General features: G+C 49.7%; 11 protein-coding genes. 6 read left to right on the forward strand and 5 right to left on the reverse strand.

The annotated features are described in order from the left end of the window. The first annotated feature begins 71 nt into the window (after positions 1–71). The 3 genes from carA to dnaN all read left to right on the forward strand — a co-directional run bounded on the left by carA (position 72) and on the right by dnaN (position 4129). Positions 72–1172 carry a glutamine-hydrolyzing carbamoyl-phosphate synthase small subunit gene (gene carA, locus ACAW87_RS19260; RefSeq protein WP_370725262.1) on the forward strand — a complete coding sequence of 367 codons (1101 nt, stop codon included), beginning with the start codon at positions 72–74 and terminating at the stop codon, positions 1170–1172. 75 nt (positions 1173–1247) lie between these two features. Continuing rightward, positions 1248–2903: a gliding motility-associated ABC transporter substrate-binding protein GldG gene (gene gldG, locus ACAW87_RS19265; RefSeq protein ID WP_370725263.1), complete on the forward strand. Its 1656-nt coding sequence runs from the start codon at positions 1248–1250 to the stop codon at positions 2901–2903. A 104-nt stretch (positions 2904–3007) separates the two neighbouring features. Beyond that, on the forward strand, positions 3008–4129 hold the full coding sequence (gene dnaN / locus ACAW87_RS19270) for a DNA polymerase III subunit beta (RefSeq protein WP_370725264.1): 1122 nt from the start codon (positions 3008–3010) through the stop codon (positions 4127–4129). Positions 4130–4426: 297 nt separating this feature from the next. Here dnaN and ACAW87_RS19275 read toward each other — a convergent pair whose 3' ends face one another. From ACAW87_RS19275 to ACAW87_RS19295, 5 genes are all read right to left on the reverse strand, one after another. Continuing rightward, positions 4427–5518, reverse strand: a complete 1092-nt coding sequence (locus ACAW87_RS19275) for an alkene reductase (protein ID WP_370725265.1) — start codon at positions 5516–5518, stop codon at positions 4427–4429. Positions 5519–5629: 111 nt separating this feature from the next. Next, positions 5630–6616, reverse strand: coding sequence for a methylmalonyl Co-A mutase-associated GTPase MeaB (gene meaB / locus ACAW87_RS19280; protein WP_370725266.1), 987 nt, complete (start codon positions 6614–6616; stop codon positions 5630–5632). A gap of 104 nt (positions 6617–6720) precedes the next feature. Next, positions 6721–7392: a 2-C-methyl-D-erythritol 4-phosphate cytidylyltransferase gene (locus ACAW87_RS19285; RefSeq protein ID WP_370725267.1), complete on the reverse strand. Its 672-nt coding sequence runs from the start codon at positions 7390–7392 to the stop codon at positions 6721–6723. A 154-nt stretch (positions 7393–7546) separates the two neighbouring features. Beyond that, complete coding sequence (queA, locus tag ACAW87_RS19290; RefSeq protein WP_370725268.1) at positions 7547–8590, reverse strand: tRNA preQ1(34) S-adenosylmethionine ribosyltransferase-isomerase QueA; 1044 nt, start codon at positions 8588–8590, stop codon at positions 7547–7549. Positions 8591–8782: 192 nt separating this feature from the next. Further along, positions 8783–9145, reverse strand: a complete 363-nt coding sequence (locus ACAW87_RS19295; protein WP_370725269.1) for a hypothetical protein — start codon at positions 9143–9145, stop codon at positions 8783–8785. Between the two features lie 156 nt (positions 9146–9301). Here ACAW87_RS19295 and ACAW87_RS19300 point away from each other — a divergent pair, with 156 nt between their 5' ends. The 3 genes from ACAW87_RS19300 (at position 9302) to ACAW87_RS19310 (ending at position 11778) form a co-directional block, all read left to right on the forward strand. Continuing rightward, on the forward strand, positions 9302–10285 hold the full coding sequence (locus ACAW87_RS19300) for a gluconolaconase (RefSeq protein WP_370725270.1): 984 nt from the start codon (positions 9302–9304) through the stop codon (positions 10283–10285). Positions 10286–10490: 205 nt separating this feature from the next. Then, positions 10491–11363 (forward strand): ABC transporter ATP-binding protein, encoded by an 873-nt coding sequence (locus ACAW87_RS19305; protein ID WP_370725271.1) that lies wholly within the window; start codon positions 10491–10493, stop codon positions 11361–11363. A 37-nt stretch (positions 11364–11400) separates the two neighbouring features. Continuing rightward, complete coding sequence (locus ACAW87_RS19310; protein ID WP_370725272.1) at positions 11401–11778, forward strand: four helix bundle protein; 378 nt, start codon at positions 11401–11403, stop codon at positions 11776–11778. The last annotated feature ends 10 nt before the right edge of the window (positions 11779–11788 follow it).

Below are 11788 nucleotides of genomic sequence, written 5' to 3' on the forward strand. Positions count from 1 at the left end.
TCATAAAGAAATGGGGTTAGCCGGTTATCGGTTAACCCTTTTTTTTAACCAAAAACATCAATTATACCCTAATGACACGCCCTCAACAACCCGAAGCGTTACTGGTTTTGCAGGATGGCACTGTATTCAAAGGTTTTGCCCTCGGCAAAATGGGTACAGCTGGCGGTGAGATATGTTTCAATACTGGTATGACCGGGTACCAGGAAATCTATACCGATCCGTCATACTTTGGTCAAGTGATTGTGAACACTACGTCACACATTGGCAATTACGGCATTCAACTGGGCGTCGAAGAAGAATCCGCTGGGGTGAAAATTCGGGGCATGATCTGTAACTTCTTTTCGCCGACCTACTCGCGTCATCTGGCCGACGGGTCGTTGCAACAGTACTTCGAGAAGGCCAATATCGTTGGTATTCACGGAATCGATACCCGTCAGCTCGTGCGTCATATTAGGGACAAGGGAGTAATGAACTGCATTATTTCCTCGGTTATCCTTGATGCTGATGTGTTACGTGCCGAATTGGCTAACGTACCTGATATGGCTGGTCTTGAGCTGTCTTCAGAAGTGAGTACACAGGCAACATATGAGTTAGGTCTGGAGGACTCGCGTTTCCGGGTAGCCGTGCTCGATCTCGGTGTTAAGAAGAGTATTGTGCAAAATCTGGCCGATCGGGGAGCATATTGTCGGGTTTTCCCTGCGAAAACGTCGTTTGCTGAGTTGCAGGCTTTCAACCCGGATGGCTTCTTTATCTCAAACGGACCTGGCGATCCGGCAGCTATGTCATATGCGGTAGACACAGTTAAACAAGCCCTAGAGACCGAAAAGCCTTTGTTTGGTATTTGTCTGGGTCACCAGATTTTGTCGCTTGCCAGCGGAATCGGAACTTACAAAATGCATAACGGTCACCGAGGCCTGAATCATCCTGTCAAGAACCTGATCACGGGTCTGTGTGAGGTTACCTCGCAAAACCATGGTTTCGCCGTAGTTGCTGATGAGGTAATGGACCACGCCAATGTAGAGGTGACGCATATCAACCTGAACGATAAGACGATCGAAGGTATTCGCCGGAAAGACAAACCTGCATTCTCTGTACAATATCATCCCGAGGCCTCACCAGGACCGCATGACTCGCGCTACCTGTTCGACGATTTCGTGAAGTTGATGCAGTAGTGCACAATCTGTAAACTCCTCTTTTTTCGCAAAGCCGACGCCTCAACGGCGTCGGCTTTTTCGTTAGTAAGTCCTATGTCATCCACTATCAAACGGTTTCTCCTGGTTGGGCTGGGCCTGGTGCTTTTAAACGCACTGTCCGCTTTTATCTACACCCGCGTTGACCTCACCGAAGACCAACGGTACACGCTATCGGGCGGCACGCGGCAATTGTTGGGTACGTTGCCCGCTCGGGTGCATGTCGATGTTTTTCTGACGGGTAACCTGCCACCGGGTTTTAAGCGGTTAGAAACAGCGGTCCGTGAAACATTAGATGAGTTTGAAGCGGAGGCAGGAAGCAGCATCAGTTTCCGGTTCATTGATCCAATTTCAGGTACGTCGGAGGCACAGATTCAGCTACTGGATCGGTTGGCAAAGCTGGGCCTTCAGCCTACAAACCTGTTCGCTAATCAGGGTGGCACGCGCACCGAGCAACTCATTGTACCGGGAGCTGTTATTAGCTACGAAAGCAAAGAAGCGGGCGTGCTCCTGCTAAAGGGAAATAAAGCCGCAACACCTACCGAGCAACTTAATCAATCGTATGAGGGCGTAGAATACCAATTAGCGGCCGCTATTCGCCGACTAACGCAGCCGGAAGGTAGTCGGCGGCGCGTTGGCCTCGTCTTTGGGCATACACAGGTTCCACCAGAGCGTTTTTCCGATTTGTTAGCTTCCATTCAGGAGCAGTATGATCTCTTCTTTGTCGATCTCAAAAAGCCCGGCCCTGTTGAGGGGGTTGATGCGTTGCTTGTTTTAAAGCCCGATCAGCCGTTTGCGGAAAGCGAAGTGTTTAAAATCGATCAGTACATCGTGAAAGGGGGGAAGGCGCTGTTCTTCGTAGATGGTCAGCGCGTAGATAGTGTTAGTGCCCAGGGTTCCTACGCGCAACCTATGCCACTTGGCTTAGATGATGTATTCTTCAACTGGGGCGCGCGCATTAACCGAAATGTGGTGAAAGATCTGGCATGTGGCGTGATTCCGCTGAATGTGGGTACGTTAGGTGATAAACCCAATGTACAACTGGTACCGTGGCGATTCTATCCGGTGCTGAATTCTTTCGGCGATAACCCCATCACCCGAAACCTGGACGCTGTTTCCAGTCGCTTTCTAAGCACGATCGATACGGTACGCACAAGAGGCATTCAAAAAACAGTGTTACTGAAAACGTCGCCGTATACGAGCATCTTGAATTTGCCAGCGCTGATCTCCTATAACGAAGCACGCCAACAACCAGATCCTGCCACGTATACGGGAGGTGTTAAATCAGTAGGGGTTTTGCTCGAAGGATCATTTACGTCTCTGTTTGGCAACCAGTTGTTGCCCGATTCGCTGGCGCAGGGCTTTAAGGCGAAAGGAGAGCCGGGTAAAGTGTTGATTTGCGCTGATGGGGATCTGGTAGTGAACGATGTCGACTATAAACGCAAAGCGCCGTTGCCGCTTGGATATGATCGGTTCTCTCAGAAACAGTTTGCTAATAAAGAATTTACCCTGAACGCCATCGACTATATGATTGATCCGGAAGGGCTGATCAGAGCACGTACCCGAGAAGTACCTTTGCGGCCGCTTGACACGGTAAAGCTTAGTCAGGAACGTGCTTGGTGGCAAGCTATTAACGTGTTGGTTCCGTTGGGGTTACTGGCTATCGGTGGATTGGTGTGGCAGGTAATTCGCCGCCGTCGATACGCCAGATAGTACATATGTTAACCGGGAATAAAACATAAATCGAGGCTAAGAAAAGGGCACTTTTTTTGCTACTTTTGTTCAAATACACAAGAACATACTGACGCCTCCAGCGCATGAAATTCATCGTCTCCTCGTCCGTTCTGCTCAAGAACCTGATGAACATCAATGGGGTGGTTGCGACCAACCCAATCGTACCGATTCTCGAAAATTTTCTGTTTCGTATTGAAGACGGTACGCTAACCGTAACGGCGTCGGATCTGCAAACAACCATGACCACGCAAATTCCCGTGGATGCGTCGGAAAGTGGTGCTATCGCGATTCCGGCCAAGCTATTACTCGATACACTGCGGAGCCTGCCTGAGCAACCTATCACGGTTAATATCAATACAGATACATTTGGTACCGAAATTCTGACGGATAACGGCCGGTTTAAACTGTCAGGCGAAAACCCAATTGATTTTCCCAAGATTCCTGCTGTCAACAAGAATCAGTCAGTCGAGCTATCATCAGATGCGTTGCTGAGTGCTGTGAATAACACCGCTTTTGCCACGAGTACAGACGATCTGCGCCCGGCCATGACGGGTGTTTATCTTCAGTTGAACAGCGACAATGCTACCTTTGTGGCTACCGACGGACATCGGCTTATCCGGTACCGTCGCACCGATATTCAGGCTTCGGCCAGCACATCGCTAATCATACCACGCAAAGCACTATCGCTGTTGAAAGCGTCGTTACCCGAAGGTGTTGATGTGAAGGTTGAATTAAGTCAGGCCAACGCCTCTTTCGTGTTCGGCTCAACGCAGTTGATTTGCCGCCTGATCGATGAGCGCTTTCCCGACTACGAAAACGCTATTCCAACCAACAACACAAATGTGATGACTATTGGCCGCGCTGATCTGCTGAACTCATTAAAGCGAATCATGATCTACGCGAATCGGACAACACATCAGATTCGCTTGTCGATGAAGGCCAATAGCCTGACCATTTCGGCCGAAGACCTCGATTATTCGAACGAAGCCAACGAGAAGTTGATGTGCGAGTATGAAGGCGATGATATGGAAATTGGTTTCAATGCTAAGTTGATGGCCGAGATGCTGAGTAATCTGAGCGCTAAGATGATTTCGCTTGAAATGTCGGCACCTAACCGGGCTGGCTTGATCATTCCTGCCGACAAGGAAGAAAACGAAGAGATTTTAATGCTGGTGATGCCAGTGATGTTAAATACCTACGCATAGCCTCCTCTACGTTCAAAGGCATAAAAAAAGGCCCTGGCAATATAGCCGGGGCTTTTTTTTTGAAAGTTGGTAATAGATTAAGTACACAACCCGGCTGAAACCAAGAGTAACTAGCTTGAGAGTTACTTAAAGAAAGAAGTCGAAAAAGAGAAAGGAAAGGATTTAGGAATAGGAAACTGTACGTGTGTAAAGATAAGCAGTAGGATAATAGGAAGATATTATTGCGCTTAAAAGGTTAGTGAAAAAAAATCCCGGATGAGGTCATCCGGGATTTTTGTACATCGACTGGTTAGTACATTAAGCAGCCGTTTCAACCAAAGCAGGGTAATCTGTGTAGCCTTTTTCGCCTGGTGTGTAAAATGTGTCGTAATCAGGTTGAGCCAGTTCTGCACCGTTCTCCATGCGCTCTACCAAATCTGGATTGGGAATAAACGGCCGACCGAATGCGATAAACTCAGCTTTGTCAGCGTTCAGCGTTTCTTCGGCGCGGGCGGCATCGTAGCCACCACTTAGAATCAACGTACCTGTAAACGTATCACGGATGGCGTCAACGATCTTCTTGTCAACGGCTGGGGCGCCCATCGCTTCATGATCGACCAGGTGGACATACGTGACAACGCCGTTCAGCTTCTCGACAATCTGTAGAGTAATGGCATCGTAATCGGGCGAGTAAGGCATATCGTTGAACACACCATACGGCGACAGGCGGATACCTGTTTTTTCGACACCAATAGCAGCTGAAATAGCAGTGGTTACCTCAATAGCAAATCGCGCGTAATTTTCAGTAGAGCCGCCATATTCATCGGTGCGCTGATTCGTTGTCGGCCGTGAGAACTGTTCAACCAGATAGCCATTGGCTCCGTGAACCTCAACCCCGTCGAATCCAGCAGCAATGGCGTTTTTGGCGGCGGCAACAAATTCCTGAATCGTTTTCTCGATATCGGCTTTCGTCATTTCACGGGGCGTTGGGTGATCCTGCATGCCCAACTCATCGGTGTAAATCTGACCGGCAGCGGCGATGGCCGAAGGAGCCAGAATTTCGGCACCTTTCTCCATGTTTGCTGAGTGGCTAACACGGCCGGTATGCATCAGTTGAGCGAATATTTTGCCGCCTTTTTCGTGAACGGCCGCAGTAATAGCCTGCCAGCCTTCTACCTGTGAGGGAGTGTATATGCCAGGTACGCGGGCGTAGCCGTTACCGTTTGCTGATGGAGCAATTCCTTCTGTGATGATCAAACCTGCTGAGGCACGCTGAGCATAGTATGTCGCCATAATTGGCGTAACATCATGACCGGCAGTGGCACGGTTACGTGTCATGGGGGCCATAACAACCCGGTTTTTCAGGGTGATGTTTCCTAACGTAGCAGGTGCAAATAATTTCGTAGACATGTTGAAGTTATTGTATGTACAAAGACAAGCAAACAACAACGGGCCACTTACTATTAGTTTGTATGTATTGACATTAAATTCAATTGAATGAAATTTATGTCTGATCCTCAGTTAGTTATCAGGAAATATAATCAGTTTCTCAACAGCCTGTATAGGCAGTAACGTACCCAAACGTACCTGATCTTCAACCTGCTTCAGTCGTTCAGACAGACCGGACTGATTAAAAAACTGCCGTTCGATTTGCTGACGCAGCAACGTTCGGAACCAGTCGAGGGCCTGCGTTTGCCGATGGCGAATACGTTCACCCGATTGGGTAAACAGCGTTTGGTGACGCTCGATCATGGTCCATACATCGGCGATGCCCGTGCTGTTAGTTGCTGAGCAGGTAACTACCGGCGGTTGCCAGCCTGTACCCGTCGGAGGAAAGAGGTGGAGCGCGTTTTGGTATTCGACACGCGCCCGATTGGCGGCATTAGCATTGTCACCATCGGCTTTAGTGATGGCCAGTGCGTCAGCCAGCTCCATAATACCGCGTTTCATGCCTTGCAGTTCATCGCCAGCACCTGCCAGCATCAAGAGCAGGAAGAAATCGACCATGCCATGAACCAGCGTTTCTGACTGCCCTACGCCCACCGTCTCGATCAGGATAACGTCGAAACCGGCGGCTTCGCAGAGAAGCATGGTCTCGCGGGTTCGGTGAGCCACGCCGCCTAGCGAATCACCAGCGGGCGAGGGGCGGATGTACGCACGAGGGTCCATGGAGAGGCTTTCCATACGGGTTTTGTCGCCCAAAATACTGCCGCCTGACCGCTGACTGGTTGGGTCAATAGCTAGAACGGCCAGTTGTTTGCCCAGCCCGGTCAGGTACGTTCCGAAGGTTTCGATGAAGGTGCTTTTGCCCACGCCCGGAACGCCTGTGATGCCTACACGTACCGACGTCTGCGGAACGTATGGCAACACACCTTCCATGACCTGCCGGGCCAGTAACTGATCGCTCGGCAACTGACTTTCCACCAGCGTAATGGCACGGCTCAGCACCAGCCGATCACCCGCCCGCAAGCCGTCGATGTAGTAAGATGGAAGCTGTCTAGGCCGCATTTTTTTGTTTGTGGTTTGTTGTGAGTGGTTTGTGGTTGCGCTGCTAATTAACCGTTTTTTTTCTCAGCAGCGCAACCACAAACCACTCACAACAAACCACAAACTCATTTTAAATCGTCTGGCGTGGTGATTTTGATGTTTTCGTAGTCGCCTTCAATGAGGGATATGGGGTAACCGGCAAATTCTAGTACACTGGCGCAGTCAGTGAAGTAGGGTTGCTCGGGACCAGCAAATGCCTTTCTGAACCAATCTAGTCGAAACGTTTGCGGCGTTTGGATGAGGCGTACCTGACCTCGGTCGATGGCCTTGTTACTACCGTCGCTGTTGATAAGCCGTACGGAATCTTTGACAGGAACGCAGGTAACGGCACTTCCTTTATGTGAGGCTGTGGCGAAGCCTTCGGCGATAGTTGCCGGCGTTACATAAGGGCGAACGCCATCATGCACGGCAACCAACCCCTGCGCATCGGCGTGTGTCGGAATGCTGTTCAGTCCATTGCGGACTGATTGAAAACGCGTGGCTCCGCCGATAATTGTGGTGACGTTGGTGGGGTAAAATTGATGGGTATCGCAGAGCGATTGCCAGATGGCCAGATCACGTTCGGGCAAAACAAGTCGGATCGGCATCTCGGGCGAATAAGCCAGGAACTGCTCGATTGTATGTTGCAGAATGGGTTTGCCACGCAACAGCAGAAACTGTTTGGCAACGTCGGTTTTCATACGGCTTCCGCTACCGCCCGCCACAATGATGGCGTAGAATTGAGTTGTACGTGTCAATGTTCAGTCTTGATAGTCGCTGAAATTAAGAGTCCAGAGTCTGGAAAGTCATGAAGAAGTCCAGAGTCTGAAAAGTCCATTTGCTAAAATACGATTCTAGCAAATGGACTTTCCAGACTCTGGACTCCCATTATTGACTTTCCAGACTAGATACTTACAAAATCAACATCGCGTCACCATAGGTGAAGAAGCGATACTTCTCTTTAATGGCAACTTTGTACGCCTCTTTAATCAATTCATGACCACCAAAAGCTGACGTCATCATTAGCAATACCGATTCGGGTAAATGCATATTGGTGAGCAGAGCATTGGCAATTTTGAAATCGTACGGTGGGAAAATGAACCGGTCTGTCCAGCCTTCAACGGGCTTCAGACGGCTATTGGCCGATACCGACGACTCAATGGCTTTCAGCGCGGTTGTACCGATGGCACATACGCGTTTACCTGCATCTAAACCAGCGTTAACAATCTTAGTGGCATCGGGCTCGATACGGAAGTTTTCCGAGTCTGTTTTGTGCTTGGTCAGGTCCTCTACGTCTACCTGACGGAATGTACCCAGACCAATATGCAGTGTAACAGGCGCAAAGTGAATCCCTTTAATCTCCATCCGCTTCATCATGGCACGGGTGAAGTGCAAGCCGGCCGTTGGCGCTGCTACCGCACCAACGTGCTGGGCAAATACCGTTTGGTAGTGTTCACGGTCGGCTTCAACCGATTCGCGCATGATTTCGCGGGGAATCGGCATTTCGCCCAACTGATCCACGGCTTTCATGAACTCATCGTGGTTGCCGTCGAACAGGAACCGGATGGTACGGCCGCGTGAGGTAGTGTTGTCAATGACTTCAGCAACCAGGTCGCTATCGCCAAAATACAGCTTGTTGCCTACCCGAATCTTCCGCGCGGGATCAACCAGCACGTCCCAGAGTTTCATTTCGCGGTTCAGTTCGCGCAACAGAAACACTTCGATTTTCGCCCCCGTTTTCTCTTTGTTGCCATACAGCCGAGCCGGAAATACTTTCGTGTTGTTGATTACCATCACATCGCCATCTGAGAAATAGCTCAGAATGTCGCCGAACTTTTTGTGTTCAATGGTTTTGGTTTTACGGTCAACGACCATCAACCGTGCTTCGCCTCGTTCAACCGGATATTTGGCAATCAGACTTTCGGGGAGGTCAAATCTAAATTCAGCTAGTTTCATACAAGTTTTCCCCTTGATAATTAAGCCTATAAGATGGGGAAAGTTCGCAAATATACGACAGAAACCCCCGGTTTCGACGGGGGAGGGGGAGGAAAAATGAGTCGTAAGTCGGTAGGTGATGGTCGTAAGTCGATAGTCAGCTGGCGCAAGCGTACTCTCGCGTCAGCTGACTATCGACTTACGACTCACCTCTTACGCCTCGGGCGCTGTTATAGGCTGTACAGAGCCTTCTGTATTTACGCCACCGCGTTCTGAAAGGTTGAATTTGGCCATCAGTTCAGGCGAGACTTCGTCGGAATAGGTACCCTGAGCAGACACGAAGAGCCCTTTCATGCCATTAGTGCAGGAAATAGCATATAGTGTCATCTCGTCGCCAGGGTCAGATGTGCCTTCAAAGCGATGAAATTCATCGACCATAAATTCGTCGCTTCTGTATTTAACATCTTCTTCTTTGCTGGTCACCTTCAGATGGTCGTTTTCAGGCGCAAATTCTTCGGTGTAGCCGCGCTCATGCAAGTCCTGCATAGCTTCGGTAAGGGTGGTGAAATGTGTCATAACGTGGTTCTGTTTTAGCAGTAAAACCACTTTGAGCGGTGGTTGTTTGTCCGTATAAGAATCAGTCTGTGTTTTATCTGTATAGTCGTTTGATAGGATAACAGGAACAAACCTGTTCATACGCGATTAGGTGTTTAAACATACAATCATCCAACTATGAAAAACTCAATAATGATGACTGCCGTTTTGGGCATTTTAGGCCTTAGTGCCTGCAAGAACAACGGCACCGATGTCAACGCTCCCGCCTTCGCAGAACGTACCTCATTTACCGCCAGTCGGCTGTATCCGGAAGGTATTGCTTACGCCCCCTCACTCAACAAGTTTGTAGTTACGTCGTTGACCCAGGGAAAGGTAGGTACTGTTGATGTGAACGGTACGTATACCGACCTGTTTAGCGATCCGCAATTAATCTCAACGCAGGGTGTGAAAGTGTTTAACGACCGGATCTACGTTTGTAATGCAGCACAGGGCATTGCTGACAAGACAACAACAACGGCAACAATGCGAACGGCGGGTCTGTTCGTTTACAACATTGGTACCCGGCAGATTGAACGGCGTACCGATCTGGCCGCTTTGTTGCCTAACGCCTCACACTTAGCCAATGATGTGGCTATCGATGCGCAGGGTGTTGCTTATGTGACCGATTCATTTTCGCCGGTGATCTACCGGGTAGCTGCCGATGGTACGCCCAGTATTTTAGTGAACAACCCTGTGCTGGGCGTACCGGCGGGGCAGTTTGGGCTTAATGGCATTGTGGTTCATCCCGGAAACTACCTGATCGTGGTCGTTGCGTCGACCGGTAAACTGTACAAGATCGACCTGGCCAATAGCAACACCATTACCGAAGTGACCGGATTTGCCCCCGTTACCGGTGGCGACGGCATGGTATTGATCAACGACGATCTGTATGTAGTGAACAACCGGAATCAGGTAACGCAACTGCGCGGAGCCAGTAACTGGGCTACAGCATCCGTGGTGAAAACCGACGCTGTTGGATACGATCAAGCCACGACCAACACTGTTATAAACGGCCAAATCTACACGCTGAACGCTCGCATCGGCGAAGTAAGTGCCGCCGCCGCTGCCAGCAACCCGGCCAGCCTAACCTCGTCAGCGTATAGCATACAGCGGTTTAAGTAAAATGGGTTTCAGGTTCCAAGTTTCAAGTGCTCTGCTTGTCAATCATATGACTGAAAAGCAGAGCACTTGAAACTTGGAACCTGAAACTTGAAACTCCATTTATCCCCAATTACAACCGGTAGCATAGAAAAGGCGTCAGGTACGTTGTGAATCTGTAGATTACAGCACAGATTAGTCGTATTCACCTTCCTTCGCCAAACTTTCTATGCAGCTAGTTATTGAAAACCTATCCAAAACGTATAAAAATGGCGTTCGTGCCCTCGACAATGTTTCGCTGACTATTCCGACGGGCATGTACGGTCTGCTGGGTCAGAACGGAGCGGGAAAAAGTACGCTTATGCGTACGCTGGCTACGCTTCAGGATGCTGACAGCGGTACGGCTATGCTCGGCGACCTCGATGTGCTGAACCATAAAGAGGCCGTTCGGCGCACGTTGGGTTACCTGCCGCAGGAATTTGGCGTCTATCCACGCGTATCGGCGTCTGAACTGCTCGATCATTTTGCCCTGCTCAAAGGTGTAGTGAACAGCCGCGAGCGGGCGCAGTTGGTCGAAGCGCTGTTGAATCGGGTCAACTTGTTTGAACACCGCAAAAAAGCGGTAAGCAGCTATTCGGGCGGTATGAAGCAGCGATTCGGTATTGCCCAGGCTCTGATCGGCGACCCGCAACTCATCATCGTCGATGAGCCCACCGCAGGCCTCGACCCCGGCGAACGCAATCGATTCTACAATTTATTATCGGAGATCGGCGAGAACGTCGTCGTGATTCTCTCTACCCATATTGTGCAGGACGTGATGGAACTCTGCAACAACATGGCTATTATTCATCAGGGCCGCGTTCTCTACGGCGGCACACCCACAGCAGCCGTTGCCGGCCTGTCGGGTCAGGTTTGGGCCAAGTCGATCAATAAATCGGAACTACCCACCTATCAGCAAACCCACACGCTGATTTCCAGCAAACTCGTTGCCGGCAAACCCCTCATCCACATCCTCAGCGACCTAGACCCCGGCGATGGCTTCGTCGCCGCCGAACCCGATCTGGAGGACGTGTTTTTTAGTGAATTAAGAATTAAGAATTAGGAATGAGATGGCCAACGGTTTTCAACCTGAGACGCTCTTGGAAGATAACAATGTGCTTCTGGTGAAGTCATTCGAATTCGGGCTGCGTATTGTGAAAATGTATCAATGGTTGATGGAGAAACACCGCATTTATTCGCTTGCCGACCAGATACTACGCAGTGGTACTTCTATTGGTGCAAATGCAGAGGAAGCGGTTGGTGGATACAGCATGAAGGATTTTGCGGCCAAAATTGGAAATTCCTACAAAGAAGCGCGAGAAACACGCTATTGGTTACGACTGCTTTACGGCTCGGGTTATATAGAAAGGCCCATGTTCGATTCAATGTTAGCTGACTGTGAAAAACTGTTGCGCATACTCGGATCAATCAAAAAAACGACACAACATAAAATCAGAATGGAGACTGAAAAGCGCTAGTTTTTCAATG

Origin of the sequence: Fibrella aquatica, assembly GCF_041321135.1 — a bacterium.
Classification (GTDB): domain Bacteria; phylum Bacteroidota; class Bacteroidia; order Cytophagales; family Spirosomataceae; genus Fibrella; species Fibrella aquatica.